A 21,820-nucleotide genomic window follows, 5' to 3' on the forward strand; every position below is an offset into this window, starting at 1 on the left:
TGGCTGTTGAGTGTGTGGTTACCTCAATGATGGCCCAAAACAATGGGGGTGGCAAGCTTTTTTTCTTCCGACCGTTGAAACTCAAGGGAAAACCGTGAGTGTGGAGGATAAACTTTTGACAATACCCGGCGGCGTTCGGGGAGGAAGACGATGAATTGTTTGAGGAAGCGTGCCGGTTTGTCATCGCCCAGGGCGGGGCATCGACATCGAGTTTGCAGCGCCATTTCCGCATCGGCTACAACCGCGCCGCCCGGCTCATCGAGATGATGGAGGAGCAGGGGCTGATTTCCGAAGCGCGCGGCAGCAAACCGCGCGATGTGTTGATGAGCGAGGAAGAGTGGACGCGGTGGCGCGAGCAGAGGGACGTTTTTTCCCCTTCCGGTCGGTAGTGTTTTGCCGCCCGGCGTGCTATAATGGGGAAATGAGACAGCCGGTACAGTGGAATGAAATAAATGGCAAAACTAGATGAATATCATATACTGTCTTACAGAGAGACGATGGTTGGAGGGCTTAGCGATGACAGTTTACCATTTTGTTGGCATTAAAGGCACGGGGATGAGCGCGCTCGCACAAGTGCTTCACGATCTCGGCTATACGGTGCAAGGGTCGGACGTCGGAAAATGGTTTTTTACACAAAAGGCGCTTGAAGAGCGGGGCATCCCGGTTTTGCCTTTTTCAAAAGACAATATTCGCCCGGGTTATACGGTCATTGCCGGCAATGCATTTCCAGACGCACATGAGGAAATCGAAGCGGCCCGTCAGCTCGGCATTCCTGTCATTCGATACCATCGCTTTTTAGGGGAGTTGGCAGGCAAGTTTACGAGTATTGCGGTGACTGGCTCACACGGAAAGACGACGACGACGGGACTGCTCGCCCATGTGATGCAAGGGGCGCATCCAACGTCGTATTTAATCGGAGATGGAACGGGAAAAGGAGAGCCGGGGAGCCAATACTTTGTGTTTGAAGCATGCGAATATCGCCGGCATTTTCTTTCCTATTTTCCAGATTATGCAATCATCACAAACATTGACTTCGACCACCCCGACTATTTTGCCAATATTGATGACGTCTTTTCTGCATTTCAGCAAATGGCGGAACAAGTGAAAAAAGCGATTGTCGCTTATGGTGACGATCCGTACTTGCAAAAGATCCAGGCGAAAGTGCCGATGTTGTTTTACGGATTTGGCGACGAAAACGATTTTCAGGCGCGCAACATTGTCAAAACGACTGAAGGGACAGCGTTTGACGTATTTGTGCGCAACACGTTTTTCTCCTCTTTCACCATTCCGCGCTTTGGCACCCATAACGTGCTCAATGCGCTCGCGGTCATCGCCCTTTGCCATTACGAAGGGGTGGACGCCGCCACCATCGCCGCCCGGCTGCAAACGTTCCAAGGGGTGAAGCGCCGCTTCAGTGAAAAAACGGTCGGGCGCCAAGTGTTAATTGACGATTACGCGCACCATCCGCGCGAAATTATGGCGACATTGGAGGCGGCGAGACAAAAGTACCCGGGGCGGGAAGTTGTCGCCATCTTCCAGCCGCACACGTATACGCGGACGCAGACGTTTTTGCGCGAGTTTGCCGAAAGTTTAAAGCAGGCTGACCACGTCTATTTGTGCGACATTTTCGGCTCGGCGCGCGAGCACGGAGGCAAGCTGTCCATCCGCGATTTGCAGGCGCAAATTCCGCGCTCGCAGCTGCTTGAGGAGGACAACATAGCTGTATTGAAGCAGCATCGCGACGCGGTGCTCGTGTTTATGGGCGCCGGTGATATTCAAAAGTTTCAACAGGCATACGAACAGGCCGTTCTTTCCGCCTGACGGCCGACGGGAAGCGGGCCGCGATGAAGACGGCCCGCTTTTTAACGGATTTCCGAAAGAAGCCTCCATCTCAAGGAGCGTAAAGGGCGCCGCTTGGTGAGCAGGCGGGGGATGCACTCTCAAAACGAGAGGGATCGCTCGGCCAACTTCCCGTCGATGGACGGGATGGCGCGAGAAGCCGCCACTTCAATATCCGCCAGGATATCGGAAGCGGGGGGTTCACTTAACTGCGCGCCGCCGCGCCTACGCGGAACGGACGGCTTTGATTTTCACCGGCGGGAGGCGGGGGCCCGCGCTTTTGCTGCGGATTGGCCGGGAAAGATCGAGCGCCGGGCAGGAAACGAAGGAGGCGATGTCGAAGTTTGAAAACGGGACGGAATAGGTACAAAGAGGACAAAACGGTCCGACAAGCAAGGGGGAGACAAGGTGGAATGGCTTTTGTACGCAAGCGCCGCACTCATCGCTGCCGCTTTTTTGCTTCTGGTAGTGTACATAGCGAAAACGCTCATCGTCTTGCAGGAGACGCTGCGCCGGCTGACGGCGGCGGTCAGCCATGCCGATGAACAAGTGCAAACGGTTGCGAAAGAGGTGGCCCGGCTTCTCCATACGGCCAACAACATCGCCGGCGATGTGCAAACCAAGACGGAAAAGTTAAACAGCGCGGTTGAGGCGGTGAATGAAATCGGCGGCACTGTTCGGTCGCTGAACCGCGCGCTTCGGCAGACAGCTGCCGCGCTGTCCGCAAGAGCGGGCCAAGGGCAAGAAAAGTGGGCGAAAGCGCTGCGTTGGGCAAATGTTTTGCTCGATCTATGGGAAAAATGGAGAGAAAGGGAACAACTGCGCAAAAAGGAGGGGATGCCAAATGGCAAAAAATAATGGTGGATTTTTGCTTGGGGCGCTTGTCGGCGGCATTGCCGGCGCGGCCGCTGCGCTGTTTTTAACGAGCGACAAAGGCCGGAAGTGGCTGGACGGTTTGAATCAGCCCGCCACGTGGGAGCCGGTGAAAGCGACAGCCCTCGAATGGATGGAAACAGCGAAAGAGAAAACGAAAGAGATCGCCGATTTCATCCCGCTGAAAACAGCCGGAAACGCAGAAGGTGGACAACGTGCTGACGGAAGCGTCCAAGAGGCGGCGATCCCCATTTCGGCCGCGGGGCTAAAAGGCGGGGAAAGCGCGGATGAAAGCGGCAAAGCAATGACAATCCCGATTCCGCCATCCGCCGGTCCGGCTGATCGCGAAACGCTGCAAAAGCTGCTTGAAGAAGCGGAAGCGGCGCTCGATGACGCTGAGCAAAACATGCCATACCGAAAAGAAACGGAGTGAGGGCGATGGGAATGGAGAAACTGGAGACGACCGAACAGTTTGACCGTCTCCTCAACGAAACGAACCGCTTTTTATTCGTGAAACATAGCCTGACATGCCCGATCAGCCAGGCGGCATTCCGCGAGTGTGAGACGTTCGCCGCCGATCATCCGGAGCTCGCCGTCTATTGTTTGTATGTTCAAGAGGCGCGCCCGCTTTCCACGTACATCGCGAAGCTGACGGGCGTTAAGCATGAGTCGCCGCAAGTGCTGTTGTTTGAAAACGGCCGGGTCGTCTGGCATACGTCCCATTGGAATATTACGTATGAGGCGTTAACAACGCACACCGCCGCCGTATAACCGCCTGCTGGGCAGGCGGTTTTGGCCGTTCGTTTTGCTTTATCGCTTAAAAGCGTTTAATCAAAAAAGCATTTTTTTCGTGACAACCAAGATTTCATCCAGTATAATAAAGACTAATTACAAAACCTAGCCGTTATGTTGCCGGACGGGGAGAAGTGCCGCAAGCGCGGCTTGCCGGCGTCCTGCGGGCGACTAGGAGCGCGAAACATCGCACGACATTTGGCGAAAGGATGGGGGAAGCATGAGCAACGAAAGATTAGATGAGCTGCGGGCGAGAGTCGACGAAATCAACTTGCAACTGTTGGAACTGATCAATGAACGGGGACGGCTCGTCCAAGAAATCGGCAAAATCAAAGAAACGCAAGGGACGCACCGCTATGATCCGGTGCGCGAGCGGAAAATGCTCGACCTCATTTCCGAGCATAACGACGGTCCGTTTGAAACATCGACGCTGCAGCACATTTTCAAGGAAATTTTCAAAGCGGCGCTCGAGCTGCAAGAAGATGACCATCGAAAAGCGCTGCTCGTCTCGCGGAAAAAGCATCCGGAAAACACGATCGTCGAGGTGAAGGGCGAACGGATCGGCGATGGCAACCAATATTTCGTCATGGGCCCGTGTGCCGTAGAAAGCTACGAGCAAGTGGCCGCGGTCGCCGATGCGGTGAAAAAACAAGGCATTAAGCTGTTGCGCGGCGGCGCGTACAAACCGCGCACTTCGCCGTACGATTTCCAAGGGCTCGGCGTTGAAGGGCTGAAAATTTTGAAACGGATCGCCGATGAATTTGATTTGGCCGTCATCAGCGAAATCGTCACGCCGGCCGATATTGAGACCGCCTTGGATTATATCGACGTCATCCAAATCGGCGCGCGCAACATGCAAAACTTTGAATTGCTGAAAGCGGCCGGTCAGGTGAACAAGCCAATTTTGTTAAAACGCGGTCTGGCCGCGACGATCGAAGAATTCATCAACGCCGCTGAATACATCATGTCGCAAGGCAATGGGCAAATCATTTTGTGCGAGCGCGGCATCCGCACGTACGAGCGGGCGACGCGCAATACGCTCGACATTTCCGCCGTGCCGATCTTAAAGAAAGAAACCCACTTGCCGGTGTTCGTCGATGTCACCCATTCGACCGGGCGGCGCGATTTGCTCATTCCGTGCGCCAAAGCGGCGTTGGCGATCGGCGCTGACGGCGTCATGGCCGAAGTCCACCCGGATCCGGCTGTCGCCTTGTCCGATTCCGCCCAACAAATGGACATCGCCCAATTCAACGAGTTTATGGAAGAAGTACGCGCCTTCCAACGTCAGTTCGTTCAGGCGTAAAACCGCTTCCCCTTCGGTTTCGGCCGGAGGGGATTTTTCTCGTTCCGATCCGTATCGGAAGAACATGGCCATAAGTGCGGCTTTGAGGAGTGGAAACATGGCCGCCTTTGGTGTGCACATTTTCGGAGAAAAGCGGAGGTGGACGGAAGGCAGCCGAACGTGTGCGTGTTTCTTTCCGGTTCGTGATAACATCTCGTTTTGCATGACATTGTTCCAACGCTTTTTGGGCAAACTATCGATGAACGGTTTGTGAACAAACCAGCAAAATCATTGCCATTTCGTTGCGTGTCGGCCATAATGTATCGTATGATAGTTGTACATATATCGGAACTCTCACCGGTTACCGGATCGAGGAAAAAGGAGTGAACGGAATGACCGTAACGATTTATGACGTGGCGCGGGAGGCGAACGTTTCGATGGCGACGGTCTCGCGCGTCGTAAACGGCAACCCGAACGTCAAGCCGTCGACAAGGAAAAAAGTATTGGAAGCGATCGAGCGGCTTGGCTACCGTCCGAATGCGGTGGCGCGGGGTCTTGCCAGCAAAAAAACGACAACGGTCGGGGTGATCATCCCGGATATTTCGAGCATCTTCTTTGCCGAGCTGGCGCGCGGCATTGAAGATATTGCGACGATGTATAAATACAACATTATTTTAAGCAATTCCGACCAAAACAAAGAAAAAGAGCTGCATTTGCTCAATACGATGCTCGCAAAACAAGTGGACGGCATTTTGTTTATGGGCGGAACGATCACCGAAGAGCATGTCGCTGAGTTTCAAAAATCGTCCGTGCCGATCGTGCTTGCGGCGACAGTGGAGCCCAACCATACGATCCCATCGGTCAACATCGACTACGAGCAGGCCGCGTTTGAAGCGGTGACGTATTTGCTTGAGAAAGGAAACCGGCGCGTGGCTTACGTAACCGGTCCGACCGACGACCCGATTAACCAGCGGAAACTGGCCGGCTACCGTCGGGCGCTTGAGGAGCAAGGAGTGCCGTATGAAGAAGAACTCGTCGTGGAAGGCGACAACTCATACGACTCCGGTTTGGAAGCGTACGAGAAAATCATGGAGCTTGCCGAACGGCCGACGGCGGTATTTGCCGGAACGGACGAAATGGCGCTCGGCATCATTCACAGCGCCCAAGATCATGGCGTGCGCGTGCCGGACGAGTTGGAAGTCGTCGGCTTTGACAACACAAGGCTGGCGACAATGGTGCGGCCGCGGCTGACGACCGTTGTGCAGCCGATGTATGACATCGGCGCGGTGGCGATGCGGTTATTGACAAAGTATATGAACAAGGAACAAGTTGACAACCATATCGTTGTCTTGCCGCACCGGCTCGAGACGCGCGAGTCGACGAAGTAGGCAGCGGGAAAAGAGGGGGTGTCTCAAAAGCAACGAGACACCCTTTTTCATGGCGGTCGATCAGCATTAAACCGGTTCCCCCTTCTCCACTCTTGTCTTTCACTGAAGGATGGACGGGCGGTTTGCTTCCCCATTTCGCTAACGCTTGAAGCGGGGGCTTCTCGCCCGCTTTCGATGAATGCCTGAAAGCGACACGCTAGAAGCCGCGGCCCGCCGGCGCCGCAAGCGAAGGCCAGGACGGCTCGGTGAACGGGGGCAAAGCTTCCTAGTTTGAAAACGGCTTGATTCGGCTGCGCGCCCATTCCGTCAAGCCAAACGGAAAGCGTGTGGAGAAAGCCGCGGCCCGCCCTTTTGTCAATGGAACAGGCGAATCCATGTGCGTCCGGGGGCCGGCCAACGGAAGTCAAGTGCCCGCGCGCCGCTGGCTGCGGATAAAATACAACGCTTTTTCCACCGTCTGGGCGTTTTTTTCGCTAATTTCCGCCTTGCGTGGGATCGGCGGGTACAGTCCGTCCGGGTCGTCCCATTCAAACGGCAGTGTGACGGGTGAAAGCGGTCGCCACCGTTCGCGCCACTCAACCGGCAGTGAGCCGGAAATATCGGATTGTTCCGTCATTTCCAGCCAAAGAAACGCCCACGCCCGCGGCACGACGCGCCAAATGTCATATCCGCCGCCGCCGACCGCGATCCAGCGCCCGCGGCAATATTCATGGGCGATTTGATGGGCGAGCTTCGGAATGGCGCGGTACGTTTTCATCGTCACCGACAAATGGGTGAGCGGATCATAATAGTGGGCGTCGACCCCGTTTTGCGTCACGATGACATCGGGGCGGAAAAAGTCGGCGATTTCCCTTAGCGCCGTCGTGTAGGCCGCGATCCATGATTCGTCTTCCGTAAACGCATCGACCGGAATGTTGAACGAATAGCCGTATCCGGCGCCGTGGCCGCGCTCGTTGACGTTTCCCGTCCCCGGAAACAAGTACCGTCCGGTCTCATGGATCGAGAAGGTGCATACGTTCGGATCGTCGTAAAACGCCCATTGCACCCCGTCGCCATGGTGGGCGTCGGTGTCGACATACAACACGCGCAACCCGTATTTTTCGCGAATGTATTGAATGGCGACCGCGCTGTCGTTGTAGACGCAAAAGCCGGACGCTTTGCCGCGGAACCCGTGATGCAAGCCGCCGCCAAGGTTGAGCGCGTGCTCTGCCCGGCCGGATAAGACACAGTCCACGGCCGTCAGCGTGCTGCCGACAAGGAGCGCGCTCGCCTCGTGCATGTTCGGGAAAATCGGCGTGTCCTCGGTGCCGAGACCGTAGTTGAGCGCCGCTGTCTCAGACAGCTCGCCGCGCCCGGCGGCTTTGACCGCCTCGATGTACGCCCGGTCGTGGATGAGACCGAGCTCCTCGTCTGTCGCCATGCGCGGAGGGACGATATGCCGGTCATCGAGCGCGCCGGCCGACCGCAGTAAATCGTACGTCAGTTTGACCCGCAGCTGGTTGAACGGATGATCGTCATGAAATTTATATTGAAGAAATTCGTCGCTATACACAAATACGCACGTTTCGCTCATGACGTAACCCCCGGCAAGTTCGGCCATAGCACCGTATAGCCGGCCTTTTTCAAGTCATGGATCAAACTGATCGGGTTCATCGTTTGCACGCGAAACACTAAAATCTTATAGTTTGGATCACTGTCTGGGTAAAGAAGGACGCTGGCGATATTGACGTGGCGCTCGGCGATGATGGCCGCCGCCTTGCCAAGCATGCCGGTTTCATTTGGCACCTTGATTTCGATTTGCGATCCGGGCTGATGGGCGCCGGTCAGCTGAATGAGCGTATGCAATAAATCTGTTTCGGTGATGATGCCAACGAGCTTTCCGCCGTTGACGACCGGCAGGCAGCCGATCCGGTGCTCGTAAAAGAGCGCGGCCACTTCTTCGACAAAATCGAGCGGATGGCCGACGATGACGTCCGTTTTCATAATCGTGCTGACCGGTTTTTGCAAGTCATCCAGCTGTTCGTGAAGATGAAAAATGGATGGGCTGGCGTCGCGCAAATCACGGTCGGTCACAAGACCGACTAACCGCCCTTCCCCGTCGACGACCGGAAGATGGCGGATGCGGTGATGCCGGAGCAGCTGCAGCGCTTCGGCGATCGTATTGGTGGCGCGGAGCGTGACCACCGTTGTTTTCATGACTTGTTCCACAATCATAGTTCTCCTCTCCCCCCTTTGCGTATCGCACGCTTAGTACATATAACGGTTCATAAACCGAAGCCGGTCAAACCGTTGAATCGATTCCGGATCGACCCGTTTGCCGATGCGGACCATCAGGCAGTTCGCCGGGTGGGAACAAATTTCCGGGTCGTCGGTCGCATACCAGACGAGCCCGCCGGCGTTCATCATTTTCTCCATCATTTTCCGGTATTCCCACACGTTCAGCCCCGTGCCTTTTAAATCCCAATGCCAGTAATATTCGGTCGTAATGATGATGTAATCTTCCATGGCGTCGTCCATCATGGACACGATGAGCAAGTTTTTCCCGACGCCACATCCGCGAAACTCGGGAATGACTTCAATGGCGCCTAGCTCAAGCAAATTTTCCATGTTTCCTTCCGACCACCGCTCAAGCGGATCGGGATATAAAAACGTGACATAACCGACGATCATATCGCCGCGGCGGGCGATGATGATCCGCCCTTCCGGCAGTTTGGCGATCCCGATCAACGCTTCATGCTGTTTGGCGGGCGGGCGGAAGGCAGTTAAGTCGCGGTGAAACTCATAGCCGGCCAACGCTTCCGCCGTCACCGGCCCTTCGATGAGAAGCGTTCCGTTCGGCGTTTTCAGCTCCTTGGCGTTATACGTTTTTGGATGTTCCATTCGGCCACCACCTGGATTCATTGTTCTTCCTCCATTATACCGGAAATCCATCCTCCATTGGCGCAATTCAAAAAAATTTCAAAGAAATAGGGACGAGGAATATTTTAAAAATTGAGAATCTGTTTATTATCCACTATAATAGAAATGTAATCACTTACATAAGGGGGATCGGAGAATGAAAACGGAACTGTTGCCAGTCGTACAAGGGGACTACAACTTGAAAAACTACGAGGAAACATACAAGCAATTTCAATGGTCGGAAACAGAGAAAGCGTTTTCTTGGTATGAGACGGGACGGGTCAACATGGCGTACGAGGCGATCGACCGCCATGCTGAGTCGTTCCGCAAAAATAAAGTGGCGCTTTACTATCGGGATGCGGTGCGCAATGAGAAATATACGTTTAAAGAAATGAAAGAAATGTCGAACAAAGTGGCCAACGTCTTAAAGAACGCAGCCGAAATTGGAAAGGGCGACCGCGTGTTCGTCTTTATGCCGCGCTCACCGGAACTGTACTTCACGGTGCTCGGCATCATTAAAACCGGCGCCATCGTCGGGCCGCTGTTTGAAGCGTTCATGGAAGGCGCGGTGCGCGACCGTCTTGAAGACAGCGGGGCGAAAGCGATCGTCACGACCCCGGAACTCTTGCCGCGCGTGCCGGTCAACGACTTGCCGGAGTTACAATACGTCTTTTTGGTCGGCGACGGCATTGTTGAAGAAGGGCCGTACATCGATTTGAAAAAGCGGATGAACGAGGCGAGCAAGCACTTTGACATCGAATGGGTCGACCGCCAAGACGGCTTGATTTTGCACTATACGTCCGGTTCGACCGGAAAACCGAAAGGCGTCCTGCACGTTCATAACGCCATGATCCAGCACTACCAAACGGCCAAATGGGTGTTGGATTTAAAAGAAGACGACGTTTATTGGTGCACGGCCGACCCGGGGTGGGTGACCGGGACATCGTACGGCATTTTCGGCCCATGGCTGTGCGGGGCGTCAAGCGTTATCGTCGGCGGCCGCTTCAGCCCGGACGCCTGGTATGAAACGATCGAAGAGTTCGGCGTCACCGTCTGGTACAGCGCGCCGACGGCGTTCCGCATGCTGATGGGCGCCGGCGATGAAGTGGTGAAAAAATATGACTTAAGCTCGCTCCGCCACATTTTGAGCGTCGGCGAGCCGCTCAACCCGGAAGTCATCCGCTGGGGGCTGAAAGTGTTCGGCCGCCGCATTCACGATACGTGGTGGATGACGGAAACAGGGGCGCATCTCATCTGCAACTACCCGTGCATGGAAATCAAGCCGGGATCGATGGGGAAACCGATTCCGGGCGTCGAGGCGGCGATCGTCGACGATCACGGAAACGTCCTGCCGCCGTACCGGATGGGCAACCTCGCGATTAAAAAAGGCTGGCCGTCGATGATGAAGACGATTTGGAACAACCCGCAAAAATACGAATCGTACTTCATCGGCGACTGGTACGTATCAGGCGACTCGGCCTATATGGACGAAGACGGCTATTTCTGGTTCCAAGGGCGCGTCGACGATGTCATCAACACATCGGGCGAGCGCGTCGGGCCGTTTGAAGTCGAAAGCAAGCTCGTCGAGCATCCGGCCGTGGCCGAAGCCGGCGTCATCGGCAAGCCGGATCCGGTGCGCGGGGAAATCATCAAAGCGTTCATCGCGCTCCGCGAAGGCTACGAGCCGTCTGAGGAATTGAAGGAAGACATCCGCCAGTTCGTGAAAAAAGGGCTCGCCGCCCATGCCGCACCGCGCGAAATTGAGTTCCGCGACAAACTGCCGAAAACGCGGAGCGGGAAAATCATGCGCCGCGTCTTGAAAGCGTGGGAGCTGAACTTGCCGACCGGCGACTTGTCGACGTTGGAAGATTAATCATGAAACCGGCGCCCGGAGCAATGCCGCTCCGGACGCTTTTTTATTGGCGCCGGCATGAAACTAAAACGGGGGGCGCACGTTTTCCTAAAAAGCGGCAAAAGGAGCGGAGCCGTTAGGGGGTGGATAGAGAAAACGGCCGCAAAGAGCGGCGGCGAAAGGCTCCCTCCCCTCCCCTGATCAAGGTTCCCCCATAAAAAAACGTTCCAACCGAATGGTTAGAACGCCTCCCGATCAGTTAGCGGGGAGAGGGCGGGGGAGCGGTGTGGCCTCCCGCGTTGTCCGCGCCGGCGGGCGGATTGGCCGGTTGGGCCGCCGGCAACGTGATTTGGCCCGATGGCGCCGATTCCCGGCCGGCAATATCCACAGCGGTGACATAATAAACCGCTCCCGGTTTGAGGGCGGAAAAGGAAGCCGATTCCCCCTCTTTAATGGTGGCGACGATTTGCCGCTTCCCGGTTTCACTCACTTGATAGACGCGGTAGCCGATGACATCGCGCTCTCCATGGCGGGGCCAGACGAGCTGATTGCCGCTCAGACGGGCGGCCGGCGGGGCGGGGACGCGTCCGTTTTCTTTTAGCGTGCCGACAACCAACGCATCGCCAGCCCACGCCGTTCCATCGATCCCCCACTGATTGAGCAAGGCAGGATTGACGATGACCCCGCGGGTGACAAACTCTCTAGGCGTCGTCTCGAGCGCCGCATACCGCTTTCCGTCAACGACGACAAACTGTCCTTCGGTCAAATAGTCCTCGCTTCCTTGTTTTGGGGTAAACTTCGCATTATACAAATCATAGCGGACGAGTCCGGCTTTTTCGCATGCCGCTGACGGACTGAATCCGCTCGCGGCGCAATACGCGCGGCGAACAATGCCGCCCGGCATTAAAAACCGTTCCGGCGGATCGATGAGCTTTGGTTTTACACGGTAGGCGGCATTCATAAACTGCGCCCATAGCAGTTGGGTGCGCCGGCTGTACGAAAGCCCTTTGTAGCGCGATTCAAGCGGCGCCGGCCGGTCGTAGCCGATCCAAACGCCGAACGTGACATTCGGGTTCGTGGCCACAAACCACGAATCGCGATTGTCCTGCGATGTTCCGGTTTTGCCTGCCCAGTCCGAAGAAAACGTCAAGTACCCCGGCACCGACGAGGCCGTGCCGCCATGCAGCACGTCGCGCATCATATCGATCATCAAGTACGACGTCTGCGGAGAAAAGACCGGAACCGGCTTGCTTGTATGCTCGTAAACGATCTTTCCGTCGCTGTCGGTAATTTTTTCGATCATATACGCATCGACAAAGGAACCGTAATTGGCAAATGTCGCATACGCGTTGACGTTTTCTTCAACAGTGACCCCGATATGCGTTCCGCCGATCGCCAAGGACGGATTCGCCTCTTCTTGCTTGGCGACGCTTGTGATCCCCATTTTATGCAAGTAGTCGACCGGATGGCGGCTTTGGATTTTCATATACGTCCGAATGGCCGGGATGTTGTACGACTGTTGGAGCGCGCGCCGCGCCGAGACGAGGCCGTGCATTTTTCCGTCGGCGTTTTGCGGCGTATACGAGCCGATCGAAAGCGGAAGGTCGGGAATGACCGATCCGGGTTGAACGATGCCCATCTCCATCGCCGGTGCGTACACTAAGAGCGGCTTCATCGTTGAACCGTTTGAACGGTACGCCTGGGTGGCGTGATTGAGCTGTTCGCGCCCGTAATCGCGGCCGCCGACAAAGCTGATGATTTTGCCCGTTTTGTTTTCAATCAGCATCGCCCCGACTTCAACCGGCTGGCGATGGATGACCGTTTTCCCCGTTTGCTTATCTTGCGTGCGATACACACGATCGCGCCCGTAATACGGATAGCGGGCGGCCACCTCCTGCATCCGTTCATAAATGTCTTTGTCGATCGTCGTATAAATGCGCAATCCCCCTTGCCGCAGCGCTTTTTCCGCCTCGCCGAGGTAGCGGCGGCGGAGGTCGGCATCGCGCGCCCACTCTTTCGCCGAATGGCCGTCGCGTTTGGCGAACGTTTCCGCCAGCACGTCTTTCGCCCGCCGCTCAATTTCCATCGTCAAAAACGGATACCGTTCAAACGGCGACGGCTTCGGCGGGGCGAAATGTTTCGCTACATCGTAGGCGAGCGCTTCTTGATATTGCGCTTCGGAAATATAGCCGGCCCGCTTCATCCGGTACAGCACCGTTTTCATCCGCTTCAAACCGGCCGAGATATCTTGTTTAAGGCGGCCGTCAGCGGCAAACGGTGTGTACACGAACGGGTTTTGCGGCAAGCCGGCTAAAAACGCCGCCTGCGCCAAATTCAGCTCTTTGGCGTCGACGCCAAACACCCCTTGGGCGGCGGCTTGGATGCCGGCAATGTTGCGCCCGGACGAGCTGCGGCCGAACGGGACGACGTTTAAGTAGGCTTCCAAAATCTCTTCTTTTGAAAAAAAGCGCTCAAGGCGCAGCGCCAACAACATTTCCTTCGCCTTGCGCTCAAACGACACTTCGCTCGTCAGCAGCTGGTTTTTGACAAGCTGCTGCGTGAGCGTGCTGCCGCCGCTTTTGATCGGCGAGTTGGTCACTTCTTGAAACATGGCGCGAATAACGGCCTTTGGAACGACACCGTCATGCTCGTAAAAATGCTCATCTTCCGTAGCGATCACCGCCTGCACGACATACGGGGAGACGTCGGAAAGGGGCACCGCCTCGCGGTCGAGATCAGACCGGAACCGCCCTAAATAGACGCCGTTGGCAAAATACATATGGCTTGTTTCTTCATAACTATAAATCTCGCTTTTCATTTTGTCTTGCGAGGGGACCGCCATATCTTTCACCAAAAAGGCGAAATAGCCGGCGCCGGCGCCAACGGCCAAACAAACGAGGCAGAGCGCGGCGATGAGCAAAATAAGGGTGACATTCCAGACGACGTCATATGTAAGCGAAAAATAATGCCACACTTTTTGCAAAGAAGCGCGAAACTGTTTTTGTTCCATGCCGGGCCCCCTATACTGGCAAATCATATATATAAGTATAACATAGTCGCGCGCGCCGTTGCGGAATTTTGTCGCTTTTTCACCGTTTGTGGCGAAAGAAGCCGGAGTTGACAGCGCGTATGTCTATATGGTAAAAGAATGTATATATTCATACCGAAAAAGCGATGACGGGAACGAGTAGCGGTTGCTTCCCTGGTGCAGAGAGCTGGCGGACGGTGCGAGCCAGTCCATAGGCAAACGTGAATTACCTCCCCGAGCAGCGATGGCGAACGGCTTGCGCCCAGTAGCCATCCGCCGGCATGCGCCGTTACCGAAATGAGCGGGAAAGCAGAGCGCTTTCCAAGTAGGGTGGTACCGCGACGAACACTCGCCCCTTCAGACAGGGCGGGTGTTTTCTTTTTGTCTGACATTTCATAACGAGGTGAGGAACATGGATTTGCTTGCAGAACTGCAATGGCGCGGGCTCGTCAACCAAACGACAGACGAAGACGGGCTCCGGAACCTGTTGAATGAGGAGCGAGTGACGCTTTATTGCGGGTTTGACCCGACCGCTGACAGTTTGCATATCGGCAATTTAGCGGCCATTTTGACGTTGCGCCGCTTCCAGCAGGCCGGACACCGGCCGGTCGCTTTAGTCGGCGGGGCGACCGGGTTGATCGGCGACCCGAGCGGCAAAAAAAGCGAGCGCACGCTCAACGCCAAAGAAACGGTCGAAGCGTGGAGCGCCCGCATTAAAGAGCAGCTCAGCCGCTTTTTAGATTTTGAGGCCGATGGGAATGCGGCCGAAATTAAAAACAACTACGACTGGATCGGGCCGCTGGATGTCGTGACGTTTTTGCGCGACGTCGGCAAACATTTCAGCATCAATTACATGCTGGCGAAAGAGTCGGTGCAGTCGCGCATCGAAACGGGCATTTCATTTACCGAGTTTACGTATATGATGCTGCAGGCGTACGATTTCCTCCGTTTGTACGAGACCGAACAATGCCGCCTGCAAATCGGCGGGAGCGACCAGTGGGGCAACATCACAGCCGGGCTTGAGCTCATCCGCAAAACGAAAGGGGAAGCGAAAGCGTTCGGTTTGACGATCCCGCTTGTGACGAAAGCCGACGGCACGAAATTCGGCAAAACGGAAAGCGGCACGATTTGGCTTGATGCGGACAAAACGTCGCCGTATGAGTTTTACCAATTTTGGATCAACACCGATGACCGCGATGTCATCCGTTACTTGAAATACTTCACGTTCCTGTCGAAAGAAGAGATCGACGCGCTCGAGCAACAATTGCGTGAGGCGCCGGAGAAGCGGGCGGCGCAAAAGGCGCTCGCCGAAGAAGTGACCAGGCTTGTGCACGGTGAAGAGGCGCTCAAGCAGGCGATCCGCATTTCCGAAGCGCTCTTTAGCGGCGACATCGCCAACTTGACGGCCGCGGAAATCGAGCAAGGGTTTAAAGACGTGCCGTCATTCGTCCATGAAGGCGGCGACATTCCGCTTGTCGAGCTGCTCGTTGCCGCGAACATTTCGCCGTCCAAACGCCAGGCGCGCGAAGACATTCAAAACGGCGCCATTTATGTGAACGGCGAACGCATTCAAGACGTTGGGGCGGTTCTGACCGAGGGGCATCGTCTCGAAGGGCGGTTTACCGTCATCCGCCGCGGCAAGAAAAAATATTCCTTAATCCGCTACGCCTAAACAGAAAAAGATCCGAAATGCATTGGCATTTCGGATCTTTTTTGCGCCTTAACGCGAGTAGAACTCGACGATGAGCGCTTCGTTGATTTCCGCCGGCAGTTCGGAACGTTCCGGCAGGCGCGTGTACGTACCTTCCAGTTTTTCCGGATCAAACGACAAATAGTCCGGAACGAAGTTGTTCGCTTCCATCGCTTCTTTGATCACTTGCAAGTTGCGCGATTTTTCGCGGACAGAAATCGTTTGCCCCGGTTTGACGCGGTACGACGGGATGTTGACGCGGTTGCCGTCGACCAAAATGTGGCCGTGCGTCACAAGCTGGCGGGCTTGGCGGCGCGTGCGGGCCAACCCTAAACGGTAGACGAGGTTGTCAAGGCGCGATTCGAGCAAAACCATAAAGTTTTCGCCGTGTTTGCCCGGCATTTTGCCCGCTTCTTCAAACGTTTTGCGGAATTGGCGCTCGTTGACGCCGTACAGATGGCGCAGCTTTTGTTTTTCTTGCAGCTGCAAGCCATATTCCGACAACTTTCTCCGTTGGCCTGGGCCGTGTTGGCCTGGCGCGTACGGACGTTTTTGCAGTTCTTTCCCCGTGCCGCTTAACGAGATGCCGAGGCGGCGGGAAATTTTCCATGTAGGTCCCGTATAACGAGCCATTTATTGCTCCTCCTTATGCTTTTATTCCCGTAAAATAAAAGCAGATGTACGCCAACAATTATGGCCATTTTGTTTTCATGTATCCTCGCTCTAGCAGCTAAGAGTTACACGATACACCTCGGCGGGCCGAGGAACAAAATGAACCATAAAGGTGGGCACAAAGGCTGCTATATTTTACACAAAGGTTATTATATGATTTTTACAGAGGGAAGTCAATATTTTGTTTCCCTTCTTCACTATTTGTATGATATAATAAAAGATGCAATTTTTAGAAAAATTTTGTCATCCATTCTCTCATTTGGAATGATGATGCCAGTTTAGGTGGAAAAGGCGATGAAACGGGAAGAAACGAAACGATATGAATCGTTTAAACAAAAATTTTTCCACTGGTTTTTGGCGTTTCAGGACGACGGGCCGTTTTCGGCAGCGGCAGGCGGGCTGTTGGCGCTGTTGAAAGAAGAGCTGGCGCTGCAAGGAGCCGCGCTGTATTTGTTTGACCCGTCGCGCGACTCTTTTTATCTTGAAGCGGCCGCAGGCGGGCTGCCGGCGGCGGGGCGGATTGCGGCGGGCAAAGGGCGGGAGATCGTTGTGGTGGATGACGGCGGGCCGCGTCTGGCCGCCCGCCTCTTTTTCCTGCTTTCCGAAGAGGCGCCGGCGATGGTTGAGCTTGTGTATGAAAAAGGCCGCAGCATCGATGAACCGCTGCTTGAAACGCTGAGAGCGGATTTGGCCCGGTTGTTCCGCAAACTAGGTGCGCTGTCACAAGGGAAGGGAGAGGAGAACCGGTACGAGCAGCTGCATCGCTTTGCGGCCAAAATCCATTCCACGATGCAAATTGACGATGTGTTGGAAGAAATTATTCGCACGCTGCAAAATGTCTATCCTTCGTTTACATACTATCTTCTGTTGTCGCACGATAACCACGTGCGCGGGAACTTGCCGATTAAACCGCTGATGTTGGACGAGGGGGAAGGGCAAACGGCGGCGCTGCGGGCGTTTTTGACCGGGCAGGTGCAGTGCGAGGAGACGGCGGCGCCGCAGCGCTCAGTGCTGTATGCGCCCATTAAAGGGGTGCAAGCGGTGTATGGGGTGATTCAAATTATCGCCCCGCACGCGGCGCCGTTTCCGAGGCGGGAAATGAATTTTATTTCGCTGTTGGCCGGGACGGCCGGCAGCGCGCTTGAGAACGCCAAGCTGTACGAGCAGTCGCGCCGGCTTGTCAGTGACTTGCAGCTCATCAATGACACGATGCGCGAACTGAACGCCCGGTTGCGGCTGTATGAAGGAATTGAGTATATGGTGGCGCAAATTCGCCGGTCGTTCGGCGCTGATGAAGTCGGGTTTTTCTTGTTTGCCGGCGGCCGGCGCGAACTTTTGCCGGGAAGCACGCCGTTTTTTGCCGACGCATCAGCCGGACGCTATGTCGAATGGGTCGAAGAGCGGCGCCGCAGCGGAAATGATATTATCTTTGCCGGCGATGTACACCCATCCGCTTTTGGGCCGTTTCGCTCCGTCATGGCGGCGCCGATGCTGCAAAATAAAGAGACAAAAGGCGTCTGCATCGTGCTCGCCCGCGAGCCGTACCGGTTTACGTTTGATATGTTTAAGCTGCTTGAGTCGCTCGTTCAGCACTCGACACTGGCGTTTATGAACGCGATTTTGCGCGAAGAACTCGAAAAACTCGTCGTCACCGATTATTTGACGAAGCTGTATACGCGCCGTTATTTGGATGAGGCGATCCAAAAATCGATGGAAACGGATGCATTTGGGGCGCTTCTTTTAATTGACATCGATAACTTTAAGCAAATTAACGATCTTTACGGTCACCAAACAGGCGACGATGTGCTCGTTCAAGTGGCGGAGATGATCCGCGCCAACATTCGCGATGACGATATAGCGGCGCGCTGGGGCGGGGAAGAGATGGCCTTGTATTTGCCGAACGTGGCGCTCGCTGACGCCGTTTCGGTTGCCCGCCGCATCGTTGAAAAAGTGAGAGAGCACACGATTCCGCCTGTGACCGTTTCGTGTGGCATTTCATGGTGGGGACGCCATTGCCGTGATGATGCACAACAGCTGTTCAAACGGGCGGATGCGGCGCTGTATATGGCGAAGGAGACGGGGAAAAATTGCATTTTTGTCCATGACCACTGTCAATCGTATAAAGTGTGAAAAAGGAATCCGAACAGGCGGATTCCTTCTTCACGCCGGCCGCTGTTTCAGCTTATGGCGAAACGAGCACACCGGCAAATTGCTCTAAATAGCGGCGGTCAATGTCATCAAAGCGGTTTTTCACCGGACTGTCGATGTCAAGGACGCCGATGACGCGCCCTTCCTTCATGAGCGGCACGACGATTTCCGATTGGGACGCTGCATCGCAAGCGATATGGCCTGGAAATTCGTGCACATCCGGGACGACGATCGTCCGCCGCTCGGCGGCCGCCGTGCCGCACACCCCCTTGCCAAACGGAATGCGGACGCACGCCGGCAAGCCTTGGAACGGGCCGAGCACAAGCTCGTCGCCATCCGTCAAGTAAAACCCGACCCAATTGATATCGGGGAGGAATTGATGGAGCAGGGCGGCGGCGTTCGCCAAGTTGGCGATCATGCTCGGCTCACCGGCGATGAGCGCCTTCAGCTGCTCGATGACGAGCGCATAATTTTCTTCGCGTGTACCGCTGTAGACAGTTGGATGAAACACTTAGTTGCCCTCCTTTTTTGGCCCATTTTTAGGATGACGTCCGGCGGCTGTCAAACCGAAAGCGCCTCGCGATCCATGACGTCCCGCCCTTGATGCAAGTCGGCGGCGCAATGGGCGTCCGAACCGTACACGATCGGGATGCCGCGCCGCTGCGCTTCGGCAATGAGAGAGTTGGGCGGATACGGCTCGCGGCAGAGCGGTTTGGCGGCGCCGGCGCCGTTGTAGTCGATTTCATAGCCGAACTGCTCGATGCTATCGAGAATGGCCAACATGCGCCCGCTCATCGGCTCGCGGCACGGAAAGCGGCGCCAAAACTTGCGCACAAGCGTCATATGGCCGATGCGTTTCGGTTTGTAGCGGCCAAGGTCGGCGCGGATGGACTGATGCACCGTGTCGTAATAGGCGGCGTGCACACGCTCGACCGAGCCGAACAGACGGACGATGTCGGCAAACATGTCAGCGCTGTAGTCAAGGCATACGTATCGGCCTTCGTGCGCTAAAAAATGAACCGATAAAATGCTGTCGTCAAGGAGCGGGCCGACCTCATCGAGCAGCCGGGCGGTCTCTTCCTCAAAGCCGGGGATAAAGTCGACCTCAAGCCCGACGCGGATCGTAATATCATGGCGGTAGCGCGCTTTCACATCGGCAACGGCGGCCAAATAGCGTTCCAACGCGCTGTGCGCCATGGCGCTGTCCTGCTCCGGCGTCGGGTCAAGAAACCGCTCCGGCAGCGGGGCATGTTCAGTGAAGGAAATGTCGGTGTAGCCGAGCGCAATCGCCCGTTCGACATATTGCTCGAGCCGGTCATGACTTCCGTGCGGGCAAAACGGTGTATGAATATGGCCGTCACGCAAAGCGGAGCCCCCCTTTCTTTTATATGTATCATAGCAAAACAAGTGAAGATTCTTGTAAAAAAAAATAAAAATTTTGGTCAAAACATGTCGTGAACATGGTATCATAGAACCATTGAAAAACAAATATTTTTGCCTTCTCCGCCATTTTCATTCATTTCGGATTAGCTGGAGTGCAAGGGGGCATTCGTGTATGGAAATCGTATGGATCGTTCTGCTCCTCGGCGCAGGAGCAATCATATACAATCATATGTATCGGAAACGGATGTATCGGGAAATCGACCGGCTTGAGGAATGGAAAATCGAACTGATGAACCGGCCGGTGCCGGACGAGCTCGCGAAAGTGAAGCAGTTGAACATGACCGGGGAAACGGAGCAGCTGTTTGAACGATGGCGCCAACAATGGGATGAAATCGTGGCCGTGAAGCTGCCGAATGTCGAAGAACAGCTGTTTGACACCGAGACGCTTCTCGAGAAATATCGGTACCGGCAGGCGCGCCGGCTGCTCGGGCAAACGGAGGACGGGCTGCGCCGCCTTGAGGAAGAGGTGCATCAAATCATTCATGAAGTCAACGAGCTGATCGGAAGCGAAGAGCAGAGCCGGGCTGAAATTGAAGAGCTGCGCACCGCCCACCGGGAGGCGAAGAAAACGTTGCTCGCTTACCGGTATACGTTTGGAGCGGCTGCCGAGCTGCTCGATGTCCGCCTGGCCGAGGCGGAAAAGCACTTTCAGTCATTTGCGGAATTGACGGAAGCCGGCAACTACTTGGCGGCGCGTGACGTCGTTTTGGCGCTCAGGCAGGAGCTTGACCGCCTCGCTGCGATGATGAAGGACATTCCGGCGCTGCTTGGCGAGTGCCAAACGTCCCTTCCCGCCCAGCTTGCCGAGCTCGCTGACGGCTATCGGGAAATGGAACAAAACGGGTACATACTTGACCACTTGGATGTCGAACGCGCGATCGAGGAAAAACAGAACAAAATTCAGCAGTGTCTGGCGATGATTGGCGAGCTGCGTGTGGAAGAGGCAAAGCAGACGCTCGCCGAGCTGAAGGAGGAAATCGACGCGCTGTACGATTCACTTGAACAAGAAGTGCTGGCCCATCAGTATGTGCAGAAGGAAATGCCGCGCATTGGCGGCATGCTTGAAGAGCTCGCCGCCGACGCGAAAGAAACGCAGGCGGAAGCGCTGTTCGTCCAACAAAGCTACCATCTGCCGCCGGGCGACCTTGAAAAATACCGGAGCATTGAAAAGCAGCTGCACCAGCTGCAAAAGCGGTTTTGGCTCATCCATGACCGCGCTGCCGAGGCGAAAACCGCCTATTCGCTGCTAAAAGAAGAGCTGGAACAGCTCGTTGGGCACATCGGCATGATGAAGGAAGAGCATGAGCAGTTTCGGGTGATGCTGCAGACGTTGCGCAAAGACGAACTGATTGCCCGCGAAAAGCTCGACCACATGAGAAAAACGCTATCCGAAGCGCTTCGCCTCGTGCAAAAAAGCCGGCTGCCGGGGCTGCCGGAGTCTTATTCACACGAGCTTGCAGAGGCCAAAACGAGCTTGCAAACCGTCGCCGCCCGCCTTGAGGAAAAGCCGCTCGACATGCCGGCGGTCGACGAGGCGCTCGAAGAGGCCAAAGTGTCTGTTGAACGGTTGTATGAGCGGACAGTCGAAATGGTCGAACAGGCGGCGTTGGCCGAACGGACGATTCAATACGGCAACCGCTACCGCCGCCGTTATCCGGCGGTTCACAAAGGACTTGAGGAAGCCGAATTTTTGTTCCGCCATTACGATTACGAAGAAGCGCTCCGGCAGGCGGTGGCGACGATTGAAAGCGTTGAGCCGGGCGCGTTCAATCGCGTGCAGCAGCTTTGGCGGGCGGATGATGGGGGCGAAAGCTGATCCAAACCCGATAAATATCGGCAAAATCCGATATTTATCGGGTTTTTGGCGAATAATGTAAGTGTATGTGTGTTTTCATTGCTGTTTTCGGCCCGCTTT

Annotated in this window: 17 protein-coding genes, 1 pseudogene and 1 other annotated feature; of the genes and pseudogenes, 11 read left to right on the forward strand and 7 right to left on the reverse strand. The window is 55.4% G+C overall.

Annotation, left to right across the window (positions count from 1 at the left end; all coding sequences use genetic code 11):
• Window positions 1-128: 128 nt before the first annotated feature.
• The 7 genes and pseudogenes from ACTVDO_RS15975 to ccpA all read left to right on the forward strand — a co-directional run.
• Window positions 129-389 (forward strand): annotated as a pseudogene (locus ACTVDO_RS15975) (DNA translocase FtsK); the annotation flags it as partial.
• Between the two features lie 127 nt (window positions 390-516).
• Window positions 517-1,821 carry a UDP-N-acetylmuramate--L-alanine ligase gene (gene murC, locus ACTVDO_RS15980; RefSeq protein ID WP_020960937.1) on the forward strand — a complete coding sequence of 435 codons (1,305 nt, stop codon included), beginning with the start codon at window positions 517-519 and terminating at the stop codon, window positions 1,819-1,821.
• Window positions 1,822-2,247: 426 nt separating this feature from the next.
• The gene (locus tag ACTVDO_RS15985; protein WP_020960935.1) at window positions 2,248-2,697 is read left to right on the forward strand and encodes a DUF948 domain-containing protein; all 450 of its coding nucleotides are present in this window, start codon (window positions 2,248-2,250) and stop codon (window positions 2,695-2,697) included.
• Complete coding sequence (locus ACTVDO_RS15990) at window positions 2,684-3,145, forward strand: hypothetical protein (RefSeq protein WP_020960934.1); 462 nt, start codon at window positions 2,684-2,686, stop codon at window positions 3,143-3,145. Before ACTVDO_RS15985 ends, ACTVDO_RS15990 begins: the two co-directional genes overlap by 14 nt.
• A gap of 5 nt (window positions 3,146-3,150) precedes the next feature.
• The gene (ytxJ, locus tag ACTVDO_RS15995) at window positions 3,151-3,483 is read left to right on the forward strand and encodes a bacillithiol system redox-active protein YtxJ (RefSeq protein WP_020960933.1); all 333 of its coding nucleotides are present in this window, start codon (window positions 3,151-3,153) and stop codon (window positions 3,481-3,483) included.
• A gap of 241 nt (window positions 3,484-3,724) precedes the next feature.
• Window positions 3,725-4,807: a bifunctional 3-deoxy-7-phosphoheptulonate synthase/chorismate mutase gene (locus ACTVDO_RS16000; protein WP_020960932.1), complete on the forward strand. Its 1,083-nt coding sequence runs from the start codon at window positions 3,725-3,727 to the stop codon at window positions 4,805-4,807.
• 371 nt (window positions 4,808-5,178) lie between these two features.
• Window positions 5,179-6,174, forward strand: coding sequence for a catabolite control protein A (gene ccpA, locus ACTVDO_RS16005; protein ID WP_020960930.1), 996 nt, complete (start codon window positions 5,179-5,181; stop codon window positions 6,172-6,174).
• A 403-nt stretch (window positions 6,175-6,577) separates the two neighbouring features.
• On the opposite strand, the gene ACTVDO_RS16010 is transcribed toward ccpA, so the two are convergent.
• From ACTVDO_RS16010 to ACTVDO_RS16020, 3 genes are read right to left on the reverse strand one after another with little or no spacing between them, the layout of a single operon-like run.
• Entirely contained in the window at window positions 6,578-7,747 is a 1,170-nt protein-coding gene (locus ACTVDO_RS16010) for an acetoin utilization protein AcuC (RefSeq protein WP_020960929.1), read from the reverse strand.
• Complete coding sequence (locus ACTVDO_RS16015; RefSeq protein WP_020960928.1) at window positions 7,744-8,388, reverse strand: acetoin utilization AcuB family protein; 645 nt, start codon at window positions 8,386-8,388, stop codon at window positions 7,744-7,746. The genes ACTVDO_RS16010 and ACTVDO_RS16015 overlap by 4 nt, the downstream gene beginning before the upstream one ends.
• Before the next feature lie 33 nt (window positions 8,389-8,421).
• Window positions 8,422-9,054, reverse strand: a complete 633-nt coding sequence (locus ACTVDO_RS16020; protein ID WP_020960927.1) for a GNAT family N-acetyltransferase — start codon at window positions 9,052-9,054, stop codon at window positions 8,422-8,424.
• Window positions 9,055-9,229: 175 nt separating this feature from the next.
• Here ACTVDO_RS16020 and acsA point away from each other — a divergent pair, with 175 nt between their 5' ends.
• On the forward strand, window positions 9,230-10,945 hold the full coding sequence (gene acsA, locus ACTVDO_RS16025) for an acetate--CoA ligase (RefSeq protein WP_442901859.1): 1,716 nt from the start codon (window positions 9,230-9,232) through the stop codon (window positions 10,943-10,945).
• A gap of 238 nt (window positions 10,946-11,183) precedes the next feature.
• Here the strand turns inward: acsA and ACTVDO_RS16030 are convergent, their stop codons facing one another.
• Window positions 11,184-13,934, reverse strand: coding sequence for a transglycosylase domain-containing protein (locus ACTVDO_RS16030; protein ID WP_020960925.1), 2,751 nt, complete (start codon window positions 13,932-13,934; stop codon window positions 11,184-11,186).
• Window positions 13,935-14,089: 155 nt separating this feature from the next.
• Window positions 14,090-14,312, forward strand: a binding site (T-box leader).
• A 52-nt stretch (window positions 14,313-14,364) separates the two neighbouring features.
• Between ACTVDO_RS16030 and tyrS the strand changes: the two genes are divergently transcribed.
• A complete protein-coding gene (tyrS, locus tag ACTVDO_RS16035) occupies window positions 14,365-15,624 on the forward strand; it encodes a tyrosine--tRNA ligase (RefSeq protein WP_020960924.1) in 1,260 nt (419 codons plus the stop codon).
• A gap of 48 nt (window positions 15,625-15,672) precedes the next feature.
• Here the strand turns inward: tyrS and rpsD are convergent, their stop codons facing one another.
• Window positions 15,673-16,275, reverse strand: a complete 603-nt coding sequence (rpsD, locus tag ACTVDO_RS16040; protein ID WP_442901860.1) for a 30S ribosomal protein S4 — start codon at window positions 16,273-16,275, stop codon at window positions 15,673-15,675.
• Window positions 16,276-16,608: 333 nt separating this feature from the next.
• On the opposite strand from rpsD, the gene ACTVDO_RS16045 reads away from it, so the two are divergent.
• Entirely contained in the window at window positions 16,609-18,444 is a 1,836-nt protein-coding gene (locus ACTVDO_RS16045; RefSeq protein ID WP_442901861.1) for a diguanylate cyclase, read from the forward strand.
• A 52-nt stretch (window positions 18,445-18,496) separates the two neighbouring features.
• On the opposite strand, the gene ACTVDO_RS16050 is transcribed toward ACTVDO_RS16045, so the two are convergent.
• Window positions 18,497-18,973 carry a GAF domain-containing protein gene (locus tag ACTVDO_RS16050; protein WP_442901862.1) on the reverse strand — a complete coding sequence of 159 codons (477 nt, stop codon included), beginning with the start codon at window positions 18,971-18,973 and terminating at the stop codon, window positions 18,497-18,499.
• Window positions 18,974-19,023: 50 nt separating this feature from the next.
• The gene (gene hisJ / locus ACTVDO_RS16055) at window positions 19,024-19,827 is read right to left on the reverse strand and encodes a histidinol-phosphatase HisJ (RefSeq protein WP_442901863.1); all 804 of its coding nucleotides are present in this window, start codon (window positions 19,825-19,827) and stop codon (window positions 19,024-19,026) included.
• A 190-nt stretch (window positions 19,828-20,017) separates the two neighbouring features.
• On the opposite strand from hisJ, the gene ezrA reads away from it, so the two are divergent.
• Window positions 20,018-21,721 carry a septation ring formation regulator EzrA gene (gene ezrA / locus ACTVDO_RS16060; protein ID WP_442901864.1) on the forward strand — a complete coding sequence of 568 codons (1,704 nt, stop codon included), beginning with the start codon at window positions 20,018-20,020 and terminating at the stop codon, window positions 21,719-21,721.
• Window positions 21,722-21,820 lie beyond the last annotated feature (99 nt).

The sequence above is a fragment of the Geobacillus sp. BK01 genome, from assembly GCF_052220245.1.
Classification (GTDB): Bacteria; Bacillota; Bacilli; order Bacillales; family Anoxybacillaceae; genus Geobacillus.

Excerpts from the sequence above, each read along its gene's own strand:
- ACTVDO_RS16030 (WP_020960925.1), bottom strand. The coding sequence starts at position 13,934 with ATGGAACAAAAACAGTTTCGCGCTTCTTTGCAAAAAGTGTGGCATTAT.
- acsA (WP_442901859.1), top strand. The coding sequence starts at position 9,230 with ATGAAAACGGAACTGTTGCCAGTCGTACAAGGGGACTACAACTTGAAA.
- murC (WP_020960937.1), top strand. The coding sequence starts at position 517 with ATGACAGTTTACCATTTTGTTGGCATTAAAGGCACGGGGATGAGCGCG.
- ACTVDO_RS16015 (WP_020960928.1), bottom strand. The coding sequence starts at position 8,388 with ATGATTGTGGAACAAGTCATGAAAACAACGGTGGTCACGCTCCGCGCC.
- ACTVDO_RS16000 (WP_020960932.1), top strand. The coding sequence starts at position 3,725 with ATGAGCAACGAAAGATTAGATGAGCTGCGGGCGAGAGTCGACGAAATC.
- ccpA (WP_020960930.1), top strand. The coding sequence starts at position 5,179 with ATGACCGTAACGATTTATGACGTGGCGCGGGAGGCGAACGTTTCGATG.
- ytxJ (WP_020960933.1), top strand. The coding sequence starts at position 3,151 with ATGGGAATGGAGAAACTGGAGACGACCGAACAGTTTGACCGTCTCCTC.
- tyrS (WP_020960924.1), top strand. The coding sequence starts at position 14,365 with ATGGATTTGCTTGCAGAACTGCAATGGCGCGGGCTCGTCAACCAAACG.
- ACTVDO_RS16045 (WP_442901861.1), top strand. The coding sequence starts at position 16,609 with ATGAAACGGGAAGAAACGAAACGATATGAATCGTTTAAACAAAAATTT.
- ACTVDO_RS16020 (WP_020960927.1), bottom strand. The coding sequence starts at position 9,054 with ATGGAACATCCAAAAACGTATAACGCCAAGGAGCTGAAAACGCCGAAC.
- ACTVDO_RS15990 (WP_020960934.1), top strand. The coding sequence starts at position 2,684 with ATGGCAAAAAATAATGGTGGATTTTTGCTTGGGGCGCTTGTCGGCGGC.
- rpsD (WP_442901860.1), bottom strand. The coding sequence starts at position 16,275 with ATGGCTCGTTATACGGGACCTACATGGAAAATTTCCCGCCGCCTCGGC.
- ACTVDO_RS16010 (WP_020960929.1), bottom strand. The coding sequence starts at position 7,747 with ATGAGCGAAACGTGCGTATTTGTGTATAGCGACGAATTTCTTCAATAT.
- ezrA (WP_442901864.1), top strand. The coding sequence starts at position 20,018 with ATGGAAATCGTATGGATCGTTCTGCTCCTCGGCGCAGGAGCAATCATA.